The following is a 16,456-nucleotide window of genomic DNA, read 5'->3' as shown; positions in this document are numbered from 1 at the left end:
TTCAGAGGACTGAATGCGGGGACCCTACTTGGGGTAAGGGTCATCATCCCCTTCACGGGGGACCCCGGTTCACCCCGCGCCGTGACGCTTTCCCCCGCCGCCGTCGCTAACTTCAGCCGGGATGGGGAATTCACCGAGGGGGCGGCGCGCGGCGCCGTTGGTCATCGCCCGCGTACTCGTGCTCTGCGCGCTGGCGTCCTTGCTGCTGGGCGGCACCGCGCGAGCGGACGGCGTGTCGAGCGGCGCGGACGTCCAGGTCGCGCAGACGCTCGGCACCCGTGATCTCACGGTCATCCTGCGGCGGATGGACATCGCGCCAGGACCGCTGCACGTCGACGTCGTCACGCACGCCGGAAGCGCGCCGGGAACGCTGAAATTGCGCGCGTCCACCGCTGGGACGACGTTTTCCGAAACCACCGTGCGGCTGGACGGCAAACCCGGCGCGCATTCCGCGCGGCTGCGGGTCGACCAGCCGGGGCCGTGGGAGCTCGGCCTCGACGACGGGACGGACACCGCCTCGATCCCGTTCATCGTCCCGGCCAGGGTCATCCCGCCGTGGGAGAAGGCCACGTTCGGCGGATTCGTCGCCGCGGGCGTGTTCCTGGTACTCGGTCTCGTCGTCGCGATGCGCGTGCGGCGGCCACAGCTCGCGCTGATCCCCGCCGGTGGGATGGTCGCCGCGCTCGCGGTCGCGATCACCGGCGCGATGCTCTCCGCGTCGACCCCGCCACCGCCCGCGCCGGGCACCGCCCTGGATCCGACGATCGACAACATCCGCGACCCGTACGCGAACGCGCAGATGTCCACTGTGGATTTCTCGCGACCGCCGGTGAATCTGGCCGTACGTGCCCCGAACGCGCGATCGGGTGTCCTCACCGACGTCCGGCTCGCCATCGCCGACGGCGCGACCGGCCGCCCCGTCGACGACCTTTTGGTGCACGACAACGCCTTGATCCATCTCGTCGTCATTTCGCCGACGGGCAGGCTCTGGCATCTGCATCCGGTGCGCGTCGGCCCCGGTGACTATCGGGTGAAGTTCACACCGCCCGAGGCCGGAACCTACGCCGTCGCCGCGGAACTCGCCCGTCGAGGCGGCGGCGTGCAACTGGTCCGCTCGACACTGGCTGTCGCGGCCGGCACGGACTCCCCCGCCGACCCCGTCCCCGGCGGCGCCGGGAAGCGGGTCGTGAACGGGAACCCGATCGACGTCGACGTCAAACCGGGTACGCCGACCACGATCACCGCGCGGTTCGGCCGGGCGGATCTCCAGCCGTGGCTGGGCATGCTCGGCCATCTGATCGTCGTCGGCCCGATCACCGACGACAGCCGGGTCGGCGCGGTCGCCGCTGTCGCGCCGACCTGGGCTCACGTGCACTCGATGATCCCGCAATCGCCGGGGATGCCGGGAAAGCCGGACGAGACCGTCGCCGCGTATGGCCCCGACGTCCCGTTCACCTACACCTTCGCCACCCCCGGCAAGTACCGGATCTGGCTCCAGGCCGAGCGAGAGTACACGGTGCTGACCGTGCCCATGCAGCTCGAGGTCCCGGCGGAAGGGGCACCACGATGACCACAGGTCGATCCACAGTGGACAGACGCAAACCCGTCCTGCTGATTTCCGTCGTTTCGGTGCTCATGGTGGTGATCGTGGCCTGGCTGGTCTGGCCGAGCAGCGGCGGCGCCCAGGTCCAGCGCTCGACACAGGGCCCGTACACGGTGCAGCTGTCGGTCGAAGATCCGCACCAGGGCGGGAATGTCTTCGCGCTGACCGTCACCGGTGCCACACCGGACGTCGTCACCCTCGAACCGGTGATGCCGCAGATGGGTCACGCGCTCGCCCCGTCGCCCGCGATCGCGGAGGCACCGGGGGTGTTCCGCACCGGCGACGTTCTGCTGCCGATGTCGGGGCAATGGGAGATCACCGTTTCACTGCGCGGGCCGTCCGGCGCGTCGCAGCACGTTTTTCCTTTGCTGGTCAAGTAAGAGAGGGAGGTCGGGGGGTATGGATCTCACCGCGGGAGGAGCGAGGGTCGCCTCGGTGGCACGAAGTGAACGCACCGGTCTCGTACCGGCGGGCACGGTGCTGGCCGGATCGGTGATCTCGCTGGTCGGGCTGACCTGGGACATCCAGTGGCACGGCGACGTCGGCCCGGACACGTTCTTCACGATGCCGCATCTGTTCCTGTATTCGGGCAGCGCGATCTCCGGGCTCGCGAGCCTCGTGGTCGTGCTGATGACCACGGTCGCGCGCCGGGCGGGCCGTCCGATCGACGCCCGGGTCGGCGGCCGGGCGATCAACGTCTTCGGCAAGGTCTTCGCCGCACCGGCCGGCTACCTGGTGACCGGGGCCGGCGCGGCGATGTTCCTGCTGTACGGCCTGTGGGACCAGTGGTGGCACGGCCTGTACGGCTTCGACGCGGTGATCGACTCGCCGCCGCACATCGGGCTGCTGCTGTCGATCACGCTGAGCATCATCGGCACGGTCATGGTGTTCGCGGCCGCGCGGGAGCACCGCTGGGGCACCGTCGGCGTGGTCGGCAGCCTCGGCGTGCTGATCGCGTTCAGCACGGTGACCGTGCTGGGGCTGGAGCAGATCGACGTCGACGGTATCGACGTCGTTTCCGTCGGCATCGCGCTGCTTTCGGTGCTGCTGGTCTCGGCGGGCGCCGGATTCTGGGGGCGGCCCGGCGGCGCGATCCGGGTCGCCGCCGCGCTGGCGGTCATCCAGGCGATCACCTGGTGGTTCTCACCGTGGGCCGCCGAGGCGTACGCGAGTGCGGTCGGCCTGCCGATGCGGGACTACATCGACGGCGTGCCCGCGATGCCTTCGATGATGCCGATGGCGTTGTTGCCGATCGCGGCCGTACTCGAAGCGGTGTATCTGCTTTCGCGGCGTGGCTGGTCCGCCGGCCGCGTTTCGGTGCTGGCGGGCGGAATCGGCGGATTCCTGGTCGGCGCGAGCATGCCGATCCAGAACGCGATCGTCTACGGGGCGGACTCGGTCAGGTGGCCGGTCGTATTCGCGACGGCCGCCGTCGGCACGGTGTTCGGGCTGCTCGGCGGGTTCGCCGGGTGGCGGTTCGGCGGGATGCTGAGGCTGCTGGCCCCGGCGAAGGGGGACAACGCGCATGCGTAAGACACTGCTGGCCTTGGCGGCGGCGATCGGATTGCTGTTCGCGACCACACCCACGGCGAACGCCTACGAACCGGTGAACATCGTCCACACCGAACGGGTACAGGTCGGTCCGTACGGGATGACGGTCGGCTTCAGCACGTGGCCGTTGCGAGCCATGCAATCGCTGGACTTCACGTTCATCCCCGACGACGGGATCGCCGGGAAGTCGGGGACGCTCGCGTTCGTCAATCCGGAGACCGGGCGGCTGGGCCGTGGTCAGCCGCTGGCGAAGCATCCGCGGAAACTGGAGGTGTGGGGACTGGACATCCGGGCCCTGCAGACGGAGGGCTCGTGGACGTTCCGGTTCGAGATCGACGGCCCCGCGGGCAAGGGCGCGGGGGAACTCCGTGATCTGGCGGTGCTCGAACAGCCGGGGCCGCCGATGGCGGTGAGCTGGTCGATCAGCCTGATCCCGCTGATCGTGCTCGCCGTCCTGATCACCATCGCCTGGCGGCGCACCAAATCCAGGCTGCGCCTCTCTGTCGCGCACTGACGAAAACCCGCCGGAGGGGCGCCGTTTGTGTCAACGCCCAGTTGACCAGATAGGCGCCCCTTCATCGTGTTTTCCGTCGGCCTTCGGCTCAAAGAGGCGCGCGACGTGAAGTCTCCGTCGGGCGCAGAGCGCCCTTGGGAGACCTTGTGGTCAAGTCAGGGGCTGAGATCGAACTGTCCGGCTTTGACCGCCTTGAGGAAGGCGTTCCACTCACCGGAATCGAAGACGAAGACGGGACTCCGGTCCAGTTTGGTGTCACGGACCCCGACCAGGCCTTCCCTGCCGAGGTTGACCTCGACGCAGTTCCCTCCGTTGGGCTCGCTCGCGAAGGACTTCTCCCACGCGGCGTCGTCGAACAGCGACACGGCCGTGGTCGGATCGTAATCCGCCGCCGATGGATAATCGGCCATTGGTCGTACCTCCGAACGTCGGTCGGGGGTGCGGGACGCGACCTGCGCGAACCGTCACGTCCCCAGCTTCTCCCTGCCTCAACAGGACTATCCCGCACGGCCAAGTGGGTGATCAACTCCGCCCACCCTCGACATGAAGATTATTCCAGGAGTAGGATTAATCGCAGCGGCCGGGGCTCGGTTGTTGGTGAATCGCTCGCAGCACGCGCGGATCTCGGCGGCAGAGGCCACCGGGCGGCGTTCGACGGGAATTCCACCGTTCCGGCAGGCCACCGACGGCAGGTGACCGGCAGGGGCACCACCCCGCGGCGCATGACACCCACCGCCGACCTCGTGGGGGAGGATCAGCGTGATCATTCAGGACACCATGCCGGCGACGGTACTCGCCGTCGGCAGGCTCATGGCCGGAACAGCGGGCGAAAGCCGCCGCTCCGCGCATCTTTTCGACTTGCACTCCAGGGGTTCGTACCCCGAATTCCTGCACTCCCGATGTGGCGCGGCGATGCCCTACGACCATCTGGAATGGATCCCCGTCGGTTCGGGGATGCCCTGTGAGCGTTGTCTCGGCCTGGCCGGCTCGGCCGACCAGACGCGGTTGCCGCGGCCGAGCCGGGGGGTGTGACGCCATGGCCGTCCGCCTCACCACGCTGTTGTTCCGCCGTGAGGACGAACGCATGGCTTCGGCGAAGCACCACCGCACCATCGGGCTCGAACTGCGTCAGCGTTTCGGGTTCAGCCTCATCCAGGCCCCGTTGCGCAAGCAGCCACCGTGGAACTCCGAAATCGATTCGCCCGGCGCGCACCGGGATTTGATCAGGACCGGCCGGCCGCTCGAAAGCCATTTCGAGCTGACGCCCCTGATCGGGCATCTGACCGGCCGGGCCTGACCCGCCTCAGGGCTTGCGGCCCAGTCCGCCGAGCCCGCCGGTGAAGGTCGGGTCGTCCGCGAACCGGTCGCTCGCCAGGGAAGCCGCTTCGTCGAGATGCCAGGTGGCCATCCAGTCGATGCCCGGCTCCACCATTTCCAATCCGTCGAAGAAGGCGGCGAACTCCGCGCGGGACCGCAGATGGAACGGCGCGCTCGTCTTCTTGTACAGCTCCTGGACGTTCTCCCGGTTGTCGCCTTCCTTGCGCGTGACGCCGTCTTCGGTCAGATGCGAGGACAGGAAGTACGAACCCGACGGCAGCAGGGCGAGGTAGCGCTTGACCATCTCGTGGACGGGTTCGTCCGGGCCGAGGAAGTACAGCAGGCCGACCATGACCAGCCCGATCGGCTGACGCGGGTCGAGCACGCCGGTTTCGAGGGCGCGCTTCCAGATGTCGGCGGGATCCCGCACGTCGCCCTGCAGGACCGCGTGCCGCCCGAGCAGCCCTTCGCGTTCCAGCAGCAACTGGGAATGCGCGACGGCGACCGGCTCGATGTCGACGTACACGACCCGCGAGTCGGGGTTGATCGCGCTCGCGATCTGGTGGACGTTACCGACGGTGGGCACCCCGGAGCCGATGTCGAGGAACTGCGTGATCCCCTGGCGCGCCAGGTATCCCACGCCGCGGCCGAGGAAGTCGCGGCCGACCCTGGCGAAGGTCTTGACCTCCGGGAACTGGTTGAGGACCTGCGTGCCGAACTCGCGGTCGACGGCCCAGTTGGCCGAACCGCCGAGGAACCAGTCGTACACCCTGGCCACATTGGGTCGTTCGAGATCGACACCTTCGGGAGCTTCGGGGTCGTGCTGCGTCGTCATACCGTCACACCTCGTCAGAAACCGGGTTTGCGGGCGACCCCGCCGAGGGCGGAGTCAAGCGCGGGCGAGCGGGGGTCGTCCAGCCGCCATGCGCCGACCGGGACCAGACCCGGCGCGACGAGTTCGAAATCCCCGAAGAAACCGAGGATCTCTTTCTTGTCGCGGAAGGACGCGGGCGTGCTCGACCGTTCGTACTGCTTCACGACGCGCTGGATCTGTTCCAGCTCGGCTCCCGCCACGCCGGACATCGTGACATGGGAAAGAACGTAGAAGGAACCGGCGGGCAGCAGTCTGCGGTACCGCGCGATGACGGCGGCGAGTTCGGGCTCCGGCACGAAATGCAGCACCGCTACGGTGAGCAGAGCCACCGGTTTCGCCGGATCGAACACGCCGGTGTCGAAGGCGCGTTCCCAGATGTCGTCCGCGTCCCGCAGGTCGCCGCCCAGCACCGCGTGCCTGGCGGGATCGCCGCTTTTCTCCAGCAGGATCCTGGCGTGCGCGACGGCGACCGGTTCGTTGTCGACGTACACGCACCGGCTGTCACCGTCGACCTCACCGGCGATCTCGTGGACGTTGCCGACCGTCGGCACGCCGGAACCGAGGTCCAGGAACTGGTGCACGCCGTTCTCGACGCAGTGCCGCACCGCGCGGCCGAGGAAGGCCCGGTTGGCCCTGGCGAGGGTGCGGATGAGCGGGAAGGCCTTGACCAGCTGTTCGCCGAATTCCCTGTCCACCGCCCAATTCGCGGTGCCGCCGAGCGCCCAGTCGTAGATCCGGGCGGCGTTGGGCCGCTCGAGATCCACACCCTCGGGGAGGTACTTCGGGTCCATCTCAGGCTTGCATCTGCGTCCGGTACAACTCGGCGAGCTCCTTGAGGAACTGCCGGGTCTCCTGGCGTTCCAGCGCGGCGCCGCGCAACCGGTCCCAGGAATCGACGAAGATGTTGAAGTCCTTGACGTCGTCGAGGTACAGCCCGCCCGCCGAATGCTCGATGTAGACGAAATCCCTGGTGCGATCGGGGAAACGCATGATGGTGAAGTCGTTGGGCACGGCGGCGAGCCGCGCGCCGAACGGCAACACGTGCACATACACGCGCGGATGCTTCTCCAGCGCCAACAGATGCTCGACCTGGTCCAGCATCACCGCCGGGGCGGAGCCGCCGGGAGCGCGGCGCAGGGCGCCTTCGCTGATGATGAACCGGTAGTACGGCGGCTGCTGTTGTTCGAAGACGGCCTTGCGGTCCAGCCGGTTGCGGACCAGCGAAGTGACGTCGGTGGCGCCCGCTTCGGTGAACTGCTTGAGCATGTAGTGCTCGGACTGCAACGGGCCGGGAATGCGCTCGCCGTGCCAGGTGAGGATCTCCGCGGCCGCGGGTTCGAGATCGGTGAACGTGCGGAACCAGTGCGGCACCACGGATCGGTAACCGGACCAGTGGCCGCGCTGCCCGGCCGCGGCGCGGGCCAGGTTCATCAGCGTGTCGGCCTCGTCGCCGTTGATCCCGAACGCGTTCAGCATCGATCGCACATCCCCGAGCTTGACCCCGACGGCACCGGACTCGATCTTGTTGACCTTGCCCTGGGTGCAGCCGAGAACCTCGGCGACCTGCTGCTGTGTCATCCGCGCGGCGTTGCGGGCATGCCGGAGCTCGTTCCCGAGCTGCTTCCGGCGCGAGGTGACGGTGCTGGCCATCAGCCTTGCTCTCCCGGACCACATAGCCAGGACCGCGGCTGCCCGCCGTCCTGCGCGCGAATGTTCGAACCCACCCAGGGTACTTCACCTTGCGGGGTTCGATGATGACATTGCGCAGCGTTCCAGGAAACGGCCGAAAACACCAGTCACCTGCTGTGTCACCCTGGTGGCGGAACGATCGCGTCACATTTCGGCCACCTTCCTCGGCCATGGTGACCGGGTGGACCAATCCCCCTTCGCCAGGCAGGTCACCGTTGGTGTCTTCGGGTACGTCCCACCCGACGGGTCGTAGTGGATAACAACTGCGGCTTCGTCGCCGCGGGCGATCACACCGTGGTGATCGACACTTGTTCGACCGAACGGCGCATTAGGGCGCATTAGGGCGCTGCTGGCGACGGCGGAGTCGACGGGCGGGGTGCCGGTGACCACCTGGCGACCGGCGCGACGATCGTCGGGCGCCGGAAGACACGCGAAGTGATGGTCGCGACCGGGATCACCACGGCGGCAGCCCCTTCGCGCTGATGGGTTCTCCCGCCGGCTGGCGCAAGGCACTGGACCTGGTCCGGGAACTGGAACCGGAGACGATCGTGCCGGGCCACGGCCCGGTATGCGGGCCGGAGGCGATCGACGTCGTCGACGGGTACCTGGGTTTCCTGCAGAAACTCGCGTCGTACGGGAAGGCCGCCGGACTGACGCTCCTGCAAGCCGCCCGCGAAGCGGATCTCGGGCCCTACGCGGAACTGTCCGAACAGGAGCGGCTGCCGGCGAACCTGCACCGGGCCTACGCCGAACTGGACGGTCTCGAGTGGGGCGGGCCGATCGACCTCGGGCCGCGCTGGCGGACATGGTCACCTTCAACGGCTCCCCGATCCGGTGCTCCTCCTGAGGGCTGGGTCTCTTGAGGGCTGGGTCTCTTGAGGTGTCCGCCACCAGGCCGCTTGCCCTGCCCGTACCACGCACGACCCAGCTCTTGCGCCGAGTTGTCCACAGGAAGGCCAAGTTGTGGACAACTCGCCGTTGCTCCCCTCTCGCCCCGGCGCCGTATCCCTCAACGGGGATAGGCTCGGCAGGGGAATCGAAGCGGAAGGGTGCGGATGAGCAAGAAGGCGAGCATCGGGGTCACCGGTCTGGCGGTCATGGGCCGCAACCTGGCCAGGAACCTGGCGAGGCATGGGCACACGGTGGCCCTGCACAACCGCTCCGAGCAGCGGACGAAGGAACTGGTCGAACAGTTCGGCGACGAAGGCGACTTCATCCCGGCGTACTCGGCGCAGGAGTTCGTCGACGCGCTGGAGCGGCCGCGCCAGGTCGTGATCATGGTCAAGGCCGGTGCGCCGACGGACGCCGTGATCGACGAGTTCGTCCCGCTTCTCGAGAAGGGCGACGTGATCGTCGACGCGGGCAACGCGCACTTCGCGGACACCCGGCGCCGCGAGGCAGCGCTGCGCGAGAAGGGCATCCACTTCGTCGGCACCGGGGTGTCCGGCGGCGAGGAGGGCGCGCTGCACGGGCCGAGCATCATGCCGGGCGGATCCAAGGAGTCGTACCAGTCGCTCGGACCGCTGTTCGAGGACATCTCGGCGAAGGTCGACGGCGAACCGTGCTGCACGCACGTGGGCGCGGACGGCGCCGGGCATTTCGTGAAGATGGTGCACAACGGCATCGAGTACGCCGACATGCAGTTGATCGCCGAATCGTTCGATCTGCTGCGCGGCGCGGGTGGTTACTCCCCCGCCGAGATCGCCGAGGTCTTCCAGACCTGGAACTCGGGACGGCTGGACTCGTACCTGATCGAGATCACCTCGCAGGTGCTGGCCCATACCGACGCCGCTTCCGGCAAGCCGTTCGTCGACATCGTGGCGGATCAGGCCGAGCAGAAGGGCACCGGCCGCTGGACCGTCCAAATCGGACTGGACCTGGGCGTGCCGATCAGCGGTATCGCCGAAGCCGTTTTCGCGCGTTCCCTGTCCGGCTCGTCGAACCTGCGTGAGGCCTCACGCGGTCTCGGCGGTCCCTCGCGCGCTCCGCTGACAGGGTCTGCTTTGGACACCTTCGCGGACGACGTCGAGCAGGCGCTTTACGCGTCGAAGGTAGTGGCGTACGCCCAGGGCTTCAACCAGATCCAAGCCGGCGGCGCCGAGTACGGCTGGGACATCGACCTCGGCAAGGTCGCTTCCATCTGGCGCGGGGGCTGCATCATCCGCGCGAAGTTCCTGAACGACATCACGGCCGCGTACGCCGATGAGCCCGCGCTGCCGACGCTTCTGACCTCCGGCGGCTTCCGCAAGGCCGTCGAGGACGCACAGGACTCCTGGCGTTCGGTGATCTCCACGGCGGTACGGCTCGGCATCCCGACGCCGGGATTCTCGACCGCGCTGGCCTACTACGACGGTCTGCGCGCGGAGCGGCTCCCCGCCGCGCTGGTGCAGGGGCAGCGAGACTACTTCGGTGCCCACACGTACCGCCGTGTCGACCGCGAGGGTTCGTTCCACACCGCGTGGGCGGCCGACGGCCGTCCCGAGTCCTCAGCCTGACGGGTTCCGTGACGGCCCCCGACCGTGAGGAAAGGGGCCGTCACGCGGCCAACAGAACAAGGGCGACGAACACCAGGACGGTGAGCGCGACCCGTGTCATACCCCGCGCGCCGCGACGATCTCCGTCAGCGCCTGCAGGATCAGCGCCTCGGTCTTTTCTTTCGTAAGCCCAAGCCCAACGAGCAAATCGCTCTCGAGTTCGAACAGGGCCAGCAGGATGTGCTCGGTGCCGATGTAGTTGTGCCCGAGCCGCAGCGACTCCCGCATGGTCAGTTCCAGCGCCTTCTTGGCCTGCGCGCCGAACGCCATCTTCGCCGCCTCCGCCGGTTCGGGGGCGGGTTCCGGCAACCTTGCCACCGCCGCTTCGCGGACCGCGTCAAGCGTCACCTTCTGCGCCACGATCGCCCCGGCGGCGAGCGCGGCCGGCTCAGCGAGCAGGCCGAGGACGAGGTGCACGGGCTCGATCTGCGGGCTCTTCGCCGCGACTGCCTCGTCGCGCGAGGCGACGACGACGTGTCGTGCACGATCGGTGTAGCGGCCGAACACCTTCACCAGGTCTTCGAGCGAAGACCCGCTGGAGTCGACAAAGCGCTTCTGCGCGGCCTGTTTGGACACCCCCATGTTCTTGCCGATTTCGGTCCAGGACGCGCCGGAGCGCCGCGCCTGGTCGACGAAGTGGCCGATCAGGTGGTCGGCCACTTCGCCGAGGTGCTCGCCGAGGAAGACCGCGTCGGAAAGCTGGCCGAGCACGTCGCCGTCGGGATGCTGCTGCTTGATGCGGGAGATGAGGTCGTCGAGCCGGACTGGGTTCGTCATATCGTCAACCTTAGGTTGACGATAGCTCGATCGTCAACCGTGGGTTGACGCGAAGGTCGCTTTGAGGTCGAAGCCGTGCGCCTCCAGCGTTTCGAAGCGCGGTTCCGGATCCGCGGCGAACAGGCGGCGCGCGGCGATGTGATCCGGCGGCCGGTTCACCGACTCCACCCCGGCGAGCACGCCGTCGCGGAACGACAGCACCGAGAACTTCCCGCCCTCCCGATCCCCGGTCACGACGGTCTTGTCCGCTCCGGTCAGGAGCCCGGCGATCTGCAGTTTCGCACCGAGCTGGTCGGTCCAGAACCACGGCAGGCTGTCGTAGGGCGCGGGTTCGCCGGCGATGTCGGAGGCCGCCGCCCGAGCCTGATCGACGGCGTTCTGCACCGACTCGAGCCGGGTCGCCGTGCCCGCCTGGACACTCGGGAAGTTCGCGCAGTCCCCCACCGCCGAGATCTTCGGGTCGCTCGTGCGCAGGTGTTCGTCCACGACGACGCCGTTCGCCACGACGAGCCCCGCCTCCTCGGCGAGCCTTGTCCGCGGCTCCACGCCGACCCCGACCAACACCAGGTCAGCCAGCAGCCGACTGCCGTCGCTCAGCTCCACCTCGGCCACGCGGCCGTCACCGTGCAGCGCGGCGACACCCGTGCCGAGCAGGATCGTATGCCCTGCTCCCTCATGCAAAGCGGCGAAATACGCTGAGACCTCTGGAGTCGCGACGCGAGCCATCAGCCTGCCCTGCGCCTCCACGATCGTCACGGGCCGCCCGGCGTGCGCGGCGAATTCGAGCCCGATGAACCCGCCCCCGACCACGACCACGTTCGCCGCGCTTTCCAGCGCGGTACGCAAAACGTCGGCGTCGTCCTTGGTGCGCAAGGTGAATACACCGTCCAAAGTGGACCCGGGAACCGGGAGAACGCGGTTGTCCGCTCCCGTCGCGAGGACGAGATGGTCGTACTCGTGGGCGCTCCCGTCCTCGAGCACCACCTTCGTGCCGTCGCGATCCACCGACGCGACACGGCCGGGAATCAGCTCGATACCCTTCTCCGCGAAGAAGGCCTCGGGCCGCAAGCGCAACTGGGCGTCACCCGCCGTCCCGGCGAGATAGCCCTTCGACAGCGGAGGCCGTTGATACGGCAGGCCGGGTTCGTCCCCGATCAGCACGACCCGCCCGTCGAACCCCTTGTCCCGCAGCGAGGTCGCCACTCCGAACCCACTCTGTCCGGCTCCTACGACGAGAACGGTCTGCATCGGCGCTCCTTCCGTTGTACCCGGTGTCCATTCAACACAGCTCCGGCCCTTTCGACCGCCCTTCCGCAACGTGATCCTCACGGCCGTCGACGGCGCGATGCTCGCGTCGGGCGTTTTGGTCTGCTCGGCGGACCTGGTCGCGGCCGGTGAGATCAACGGACGGCCGCCGACCGGACTCCGACCTCGCGCGGTGTCCCCACCGACGGCCTCTCGGCCATCCTCGGCGCGCGATGAACTCGTTCCCGGACACCGCTTACGCGCAGAACGTCGGCCTCCTGCAGATGACCGGGGTGCGCGGCCGGTGGGTGGGCGCGATGGCGGGCGGCCTGCTCGTGCTGATGGGACTGATGCCGAGGGTCGGCGCGATCGTCGCGGCCGTGCCGGAACCGGTGATCGGCGCGGTCGCGGTGGTCACGTCCGCGATCGTCGCCTTCACCCTCAACCTGCTGTTCAGCCACCTCGGCGAACGCCGAGAGCCGGATCTACTTCAAGCGCTCTAGCAGAAAAGCCACTTCGGCCACAGGTTGCACTCTTCGGTGGGTGTGGTGGAGGGCGGCGGCGGGGTCGGGTTGGACGGCCGCGGAACGACCGTGGACCCGGTCGTACGCGGCGGATCGGCGGGCTTGTTCGGCGCCGTTGGCGACGTCGGCCTGGTGGGGTCCGGGGAATCGGACGTCGACACGGCCGAACTCGACGCGCGACGGCTGGAGGTCGTCCTGCCGGGCTGGGATGAAGTCCCACCCTCGCCGGTTTCGACCGTCTCGGTGCCCGGAACCGCCGACGTCGCGCCGGCTCCCCGGTTTTCCGAAGGCCGCGCCGGCATCTCGATCACGCCGATCTGGTTCGGCTGCGCGATCGGCTCGGGATCCGAATCGAAACCGACGAGAACTGCGGCGGCGCCGCAGGCGACGACCACGGCGATCACCACCGCGATAACTCTCCAGCGTGACTTCGCCCGTGACTCCTCGTGGTCGTCCCAGCCCTCGCGAATGAGCAGGTCGGCGACCGAAACGTCGTCGTCATTCACCAGCTGAAACCTTTCGCACCGGAACGAGCGAAGAGTAGTTTTACCGCAACTCACCGCCGAATGGGTGAAGTTAACCAAAAATTATTCACCCCATGGCACAAGCCAGCGTATGCCAGTCACAGAGCGTGTATTCATACGCTTTCGCGCATATCGGCGTCGGCCGACGTTCGGCTCGCGTATACAGCGCCCTCCTCGGGTGGTGTAATCGACGGTGCCAGCACCGGAAGAGGGGGTTCGGACGGATCATGGAGGCTGATGCCCTCGCCGTGCCCGGAGCCGGGAATTCCGGTCGTCCGGCGGGCGCCCCGCTCGAAAACGAGCCGGTCGGCGACCTCGGCCTCGCGGGCGACCACGCCGCCATCTGGTCGTACGACTTCGGGGGCGAGAAGCTGTCCTGGCTGCCAGGACTGGAGAATGTGCTGGGTGGAGCCGCGCTCACCGAGGCCGAGATCGAGTCCAGGCTCGCCGATCTGGTGGCCCCGTTGACCTCCGGCACCCGCACTTCCCCGGCTTGGCGCGAATTCGAACTCGAGCAGTCGTTCCGGAACCCGGCGGGCGAAGTCCGCTGGGTTCGCCTGCGCGCCCGCACCCTCGGCGACGACATCGGCTCGACGGGACTGCTCGGCATCGCCACCGACGTGACCGACGTCCGCGAGAACCGCCAGGCCCTCGAAGATCTCACTGACCGTTACCGGCTTCTGGTGGAACTCAGTCCCGACGCGGTCTGTGTCCACGAAGCCGGCGTTGTCATCTACGTCAACCGGGCCGCCGTCACCGCGCTGGGAGCGTCGTCGACCGCCGAGCTGATCGGGCGGCCGATCATGGATTTCGTCGCCGACGAGTCACTGCCCGCCCTGCTGGACAGGATCGCGTCGCTGCACCGCCAGGGCGCGTCGACCGCTCCCACCGACACCGTCATGCTCCGTCTCGACGGCACGAAATACCTGGTCCAGAGCATTTCGGTACGCACGACCTGGGAAGGAAGGCCCGCGTTCCAGGTCATCATGCGCGACATCAGCGCGCAGAAGGCCGCCGAGGCGACGCTTCGCTATCAGGCCGCGCTGATCAGCCACGTCAGTGACGCGATCATCGCGACCAGCCGGACCGGCGTGGTGACCAGCTGGAACCCGGCCGCGGAGAACGTCTACGGCTGGACGGCCGGCGAGGCGATCGGCGGCACGGTGAGCGACCTCGTCGGCGCCGCGCTCGACCCGGAAACGGTGCTGCGCCGGGGCGGCGTCATGCAGATGACCCACCGCCATCGCAACGGCTCGACACTGGCCATTCGCATCTCGGCCGCGGAGATGAACGACGGCTTCGTCCTGGTCTGTGCCGACGAAACGGCCCGGCGGCGCGCCGAGCAGCACTACAGCACGGTGGTCGCGTCACTCGACGAAGGCGTGGTCGTGATCGGTCCCGGCGGCCTCATCGAATCGGCCAACCCCGCGGCGTGCCGGATCATCGGCGTCGACCACGACGATCTCATCGGCATCCCGTGCGTGACGCTGGAGCTGTACGACGAGCAGGGGCGCCTCCCGCCGGCCCGGATGCCGCCGGTGGTGACCCGGCGCACCGGGGCCACGCTGACCGGTCTCGTGCTGCGGCTACGGCGGCCCGACGGCGAAGACGTCTGGATCTCGCTGACCTCGCGGCTGTTGACCCCTGAGGATCCGTCGGCCTTGGCGGTGGTCGCCTCGTTCACCGACATCACCGAACGCCGCGCCATCGGTAAGCGGCTCGCCCACGAGGCGACGCACGATCCCCTCACCGAACTCGCGAACCGGACGCTGGTGCTGGACAGTCTCGCCGAGGCGCTCTCCGGCGCGGGCCGCGCCGAGCTGACCACGGTGCTGTTCATCGATCTCGACAAGTTCAAGGTGATCAACGATTCCCTCGGCCATTCGGTCGGTGACAAGGTGCTCCGCATCGCGGGCGAACGGCTGCGCCGGGGAATCGGCGAAACCGATCTCGTCGGCAGGCTCGGTGGCGACGAATTCGTCGTCGTCACCGCGGAGATCACCGAACCGCACGAGATCAAGGCACTGGCCGAACATCTGCGCGAGGCGCTGACCGAACCGATCACCGTCAACGGCAGGCAGCTGCACATCGACGCCAGCATCGGCATCGTCACCGCCGCCAACGACGACACCCGGACCGCCGAAGACCTGCTGCGGGACGCGGATGTCGCGATGTACCAGGCGAAAACGCTCGGCCGGGCGCGCTACGAGTTCTTCGACGTCGAGCTGCGCGAGCGGATGCAGCGGCGACTGCGCATGGAGCAGGACCTGCGCGACGCCCTGCAGAACGAGGAACTCTGGACGGCGTACCAGCCGGTCGTGGACATCGAATCCGGTGAGATGGTCGCCGTGGAAGCCTTGCTGCGCTGGAAACATCCGGCGCACGGCACGATCTCGCCTGCCGAGTTCATCCCGCTGGCCGAGGAAAGCGACCTCATCAACCTGATCGGCAAACACGTCCTGCGCACGACCACCCGCGAGATCGCCCGGCGGCGTGAACAACTCGGCATCGACCTGAACCTCAAGGTCAACCTGTCGGCCCGGCAGCTGGACGACCCGCATCTGGTGGCGGGCGTGCAGGACGCGCTGAAGACCACCGGGCTCCCGCCGCACGCGCTGACCTTGGAGGTCACCGAGAGCGCGCTGATGCGTGACCAGGCCGCGGCCGCCGAAGTACTGACGTCGTTACGTGATCTCGGTGTCTCGCTGGCGATCGACGACTTCGGTACCGGCTATTCGTCGCTCGCGCAGCTGCAACGGCTCCCGTTGGACACGCTCAAGATCGACCGCACCTTCGTCACCGGCATCGCGGAATCGCGCGACGCGGCCGCGATCGTCAAGAGCATCGTCGCGATGGCGCACGCCGTCGACCTGATCGTCGTCGCCGAAGGTGTCGAAGACGAAGAACAGCTCGCGGTCCTCCGTGAGTTGCGCTGTGACCAGGCGCAAGGCTTCCATTTGGGTCGCCCCGCGCCGCCGGACGAACTTTTCGGAGCCGTCGAATGAGTGTCGAGATCAAAGCCGGAGAAAACCGCTACGACATCGTCGTGGACGGGAAACCCGCCGGGTTCCTGGAAACCCGCACCCGCCCGGACGCGATCCTGTTCCTGCACACCGAGATCTCGGACGATTTCGCGGGCCAGGGACTGGCGGGCAAGCTCGTGACCGCGGCGCTCGACGACGTCCGGTCGCAGGGCAGGCCCGTCCTGCCCTACTGCCCGTACGTGCGCTCGTTCATCGCGAAGCACCGCGAGTACGAGGATCTCGTCCCCGAGGACAAGCGCGCGGAATTCGAACTCTGAGCC

The 16,456-nt window shown here is 68.1% G+C and carries 18 protein-coding genes; 11 read left to right on the top strand and 7 right to left on the bottom strand.

Annotated elements, in window-relative coordinates; all coding sequences use genetic code 11:
- The first annotated feature begins 121 nt into the window (after positions 1–121).
- From ACZ6DT_RS18050 to ACZ6DT_RS18035, 4 genes are read left to right on the top strand one after another with little or no spacing between them, the layout of a single operon-like run.
- Positions 122–1,570, top strand: a complete 1,449-nt coding sequence (locus tag ACZ6DT_RS18050) for a hypothetical protein (protein WP_465595955.1) — start codon at positions 122–124, stop codon at positions 1,568–1,570.
- Positions 1,567–1,983, top strand: a complete 417-nt coding sequence (locus tag ACZ6DT_RS18045; protein ID WP_465595952.1) for a FixH family protein — start codon at positions 1,567–1,569, stop codon at positions 1,981–1,983. The genes ACZ6DT_RS18050 and ACZ6DT_RS18045 overlap by 4 nt, the downstream gene beginning before the upstream one ends.
- Positions 1,984–2,002: 19 nt before the next feature.
- Positions 2,003–3,136, top strand: coding sequence for a hypothetical protein (locus tag ACZ6DT_RS18040; RefSeq protein ID WP_465595949.1), 1,134 nt, complete (start codon positions 2,003–2,005; stop codon positions 3,134–3,136).
- Positions 3,129–3,668 (top strand): hypothetical protein, encoded by a 540-nt coding sequence (locus ACZ6DT_RS18035; protein ID WP_465595946.1) that lies wholly within the window; start codon positions 3,129–3,131, stop codon positions 3,666–3,668. The genes ACZ6DT_RS18040 and ACZ6DT_RS18035 overlap by 8 nt, the downstream gene beginning before the upstream one ends.
- A gap of 155 nt (positions 3,669–3,823) precedes the next feature.
- On the opposite strand, the gene ACZ6DT_RS18030 is transcribed toward ACZ6DT_RS18035, so the two are convergent.
- Positions 3,824–4,078 (bottom strand): DUF397 domain-containing protein, encoded by a 255-nt coding sequence (locus tag ACZ6DT_RS18030; protein ID WP_465595944.1) that lies wholly within the window; start codon positions 4,076–4,078, stop codon positions 3,824–3,826.
- Positions 4,079–4,427: 349 nt separating this feature from the next.
- Here ACZ6DT_RS18030 and ACZ6DT_RS18025 point away from each other — a divergent pair, with 349 nt between their 5' ends.
- The gene (locus tag ACZ6DT_RS18025; RefSeq protein ID WP_465595941.1) at positions 4,428–4,700 is read left to right on the top strand and encodes a hypothetical protein; all 273 of its coding nucleotides are present in this window, start codon (positions 4,428–4,430) and stop codon (positions 4,698–4,700) included.
- Between the two features lie 4 nt (positions 4,701–4,704).
- Positions 4,705–4,965 (top strand): hypothetical protein, encoded by a 261-nt coding sequence (locus ACZ6DT_RS18020; protein WP_125779696.1) that lies wholly within the window; start codon positions 4,705–4,707, stop codon positions 4,963–4,965.
- Positions 4,966–4,971: 6 nt separating this feature from the next.
- Here the strand turns inward: ACZ6DT_RS18020 and ACZ6DT_RS18015 are convergent, their stop codons facing one another.
- The 3 genes from ACZ6DT_RS18015 to ACZ6DT_RS18005 are packed head-to-tail and all read right to left on the bottom strand — an operon-like array spanning position 4,972 to position 7,509.
- Positions 4,972–5,820, bottom strand: a complete 849-nt coding sequence (locus ACZ6DT_RS18015; RefSeq protein WP_465595937.1) for an SAM-dependent methyltransferase — start codon at positions 5,818–5,820, stop codon at positions 4,972–4,974.
- A gap of 14 nt (positions 5,821–5,834) precedes the next feature.
- Positions 5,835–6,650, bottom strand: coding sequence for an SAM-dependent methyltransferase (locus tag ACZ6DT_RS18010; RefSeq protein ID WP_465595934.1), 816 nt, complete (start codon positions 6,648–6,650; stop codon positions 5,835–5,837).
- Between the two features lies 1 nt (position 6,651).
- Positions 6,652–7,509, bottom strand: a complete 858-nt coding sequence (locus ACZ6DT_RS18005) for a helix-turn-helix domain-containing protein (RefSeq protein WP_007030807.1) — start codon at positions 7,507–7,509, stop codon at positions 6,652–6,654.
- A 521-nt stretch (positions 7,510–8,030) separates the two neighbouring features.
- Between ACZ6DT_RS18005 and ACZ6DT_RS18000 the strand changes: the two genes are divergently transcribed.
- Together ACZ6DT_RS18000 and gndA are read left to right on the top strand one after the other, a co-directional pair.
- Complete coding sequence (locus ACZ6DT_RS18000) at positions 8,031–8,411, top strand: hypothetical protein (RefSeq protein ID WP_465595931.1); 381 nt, start codon at positions 8,031–8,033, stop codon at positions 8,409–8,411.
- Positions 8,412–8,603: 192 nt separating this feature from the next.
- A complete protein-coding gene (gene gndA / locus ACZ6DT_RS17995) occupies positions 8,604–10,043 on the top strand; it encodes an NADP-dependent phosphogluconate dehydrogenase (RefSeq protein WP_465595928.1) in 1,440 nt (479 codons plus the stop codon).
- A gap of 96 nt (positions 10,044–10,139) precedes the next feature.
- Here the strand turns inward: gndA and ACZ6DT_RS17990 are convergent, their stop codons facing one another.
- Positions 10,140–10,859: a Clp protease N-terminal domain-containing protein gene (locus tag ACZ6DT_RS17990; protein WP_465595925.1), complete on the bottom strand. Its 720-nt coding sequence runs from the start codon at positions 10,857–10,859 to the stop codon at positions 10,140–10,142.
- Between the two features lie 33 nt (positions 10,860–10,892).
- A complete protein-coding gene (locus ACZ6DT_RS17985) occupies positions 10,893–12,107 on the bottom strand; it encodes an NAD(P)/FAD-dependent oxidoreductase (RefSeq protein ID WP_465595922.1) in 1,215 nt (404 codons plus the stop codon).
- Between the two features lie 230 nt (positions 12,108–12,337).
- Between ACZ6DT_RS17985 and ACZ6DT_RS17980 the strand changes: the two genes are divergently transcribed.
- Complete coding sequence (locus ACZ6DT_RS17980) at positions 12,338–12,607, top strand: solute carrier family 23 protein (protein ID WP_465595918.1); 270 nt, start codon at positions 12,338–12,340, stop codon at positions 12,605–12,607.
- Here ACZ6DT_RS17980 and ACZ6DT_RS17975 read toward each other — a convergent pair.
- A complete protein-coding gene (locus ACZ6DT_RS17975) occupies positions 12,604–13,134 on the bottom strand; it encodes a serine/threonine protein kinase (protein WP_465595915.1) in 531 nt (176 codons plus the stop codon). The genes ACZ6DT_RS17980 and ACZ6DT_RS17975 overlap by 4 nt on opposite strands.
- A 245-nt stretch (positions 13,135–13,379) precedes the next feature.
- On the opposite strand from ACZ6DT_RS17975, the gene ACZ6DT_RS17970 reads away from it, so the two are divergent.
- Together ACZ6DT_RS17970 and ACZ6DT_RS17965 are read left to right on the top strand one after the other, a co-directional pair.
- Entirely contained in the window at positions 13,380–16,157 is a 2,778-nt protein-coding gene (locus tag ACZ6DT_RS17970; RefSeq protein ID WP_465595912.1) for a sensor domain-containing protein, read from the top strand.
- A complete protein-coding gene (locus ACZ6DT_RS17965) occupies positions 16,154–16,453 on the top strand; it encodes a GNAT family N-acetyltransferase (protein ID WP_465595909.1) in 300 nt (99 codons plus the stop codon). The genes ACZ6DT_RS17970 and ACZ6DT_RS17965 overlap by 4 nt, the downstream gene beginning before the upstream one ends.
- The last annotated feature ends 3 nt before the right edge of the window (positions 16,454–16,456 follow it).

Source organism: Amycolatopsis sp. NPDC041971 (genome assembly GCF_055588925.1).
This window is presented reverse-complemented; position numbering and strand designations above follow the sequence as displayed.

What these genes read in the sequence shown, in the direction of transcription:
- ACZ6DT_RS18050 (WP_465595955.1), top strand. Translation starts at nt 122, where the DNA reads ATGGGGAATTCACCGAGGGGGCGGCGCGCGGCGCCGTTGGTCATCGCC.
- ACZ6DT_RS18045 (WP_465595952.1), top strand. Translation starts at nt 1,567, where the DNA reads ATGACCACAGGTCGATCCACAGTGGACAGACGCAAACCCGTCCTGCTG.
- ACZ6DT_RS18040 (WP_465595949.1), top strand. Translation starts at nt 2,003, where the DNA reads ATGGATCTCACCGCGGGAGGAGCGAGGGTCGCCTCGGTGGCACGAAGT.
- ACZ6DT_RS18035 (WP_465595946.1), top strand. Translation starts at nt 3,129, where the DNA reads ATGCGTAAGACACTGCTGGCCTTGGCGGCGGCGATCGGATTGCTGTTC.
- ACZ6DT_RS18030 (WP_465595944.1), bottom strand. Translation starts at nt 4,078, where the DNA reads ATGGCCGATTATCCATCGGCGGCGGATTACGATCCGACCACGGCCGTG.
- ACZ6DT_RS18020 (WP_125779696.1), top strand. Translation starts at nt 4,705, where the DNA reads ATGGCCGTCCGCCTCACCACGCTGTTGTTCCGCCGTGAGGACGAACGC.
- ACZ6DT_RS18015 (WP_465595937.1), bottom strand. Translation starts at nt 5,820, where the DNA reads ATGACGACGCAGCACGACCCCGAAGCTCCCGAAGGTGTCGATCTCGAA.
- ACZ6DT_RS18010 (WP_465595934.1), bottom strand. Translation starts at nt 6,650, where the DNA reads ATGGACCCGAAGTACCTCCCCGAGGGTGTGGATCTCGAGCGGCCCAAC.
- ACZ6DT_RS18005 (WP_007030807.1), bottom strand. Translation starts at nt 7,509, where the DNA reads ATGGCCAGCACCGTCACCTCGCGCCGGAAGCAGCTCGGGAACGAGCTC.
- ACZ6DT_RS18000 (WP_465595931.1), top strand. Translation starts at nt 8,031, where the DNA reads ATGGGTTCTCCCGCCGGCTGGCGCAAGGCACTGGACCTGGTCCGGGAA.
- gndA (WP_465595928.1), top strand. Translation starts at nt 8,604, where the DNA reads ATGAGCAAGAAGGCGAGCATCGGGGTCACCGGTCTGGCGGTCATGGGC.
- ACZ6DT_RS17990 (WP_465595925.1), bottom strand. Translation starts at nt 10,859, where the DNA reads ATGACGAACCCAGTCCGGCTCGACGACCTCATCTCCCGCATCAAGCAG.
- ACZ6DT_RS17985 (WP_465595922.1), bottom strand. Translation starts at nt 12,107, where the DNA reads ATGCAGACCGTTCTCGTCGTAGGAGCCGGACAGAGTGGGTTCGGAGTG.
- ACZ6DT_RS17980 (WP_465595918.1), top strand. Translation starts at nt 12,338, where the DNA reads ATGAACTCGTTCCCGGACACCGCTTACGCGCAGAACGTCGGCCTCCTG.
- ACZ6DT_RS17970 (WP_465595912.1), top strand. Translation starts at nt 13,380, where the DNA reads ATGGAGGCTGATGCCCTCGCCGTGCCCGGAGCCGGGAATTCCGGTCGT.
- ACZ6DT_RS17965 (WP_465595909.1), top strand. Translation starts at nt 16,154, where the DNA reads ATGAGTGTCGAGATCAAAGCCGGAGAAAACCGCTACGACATCGTCGTG.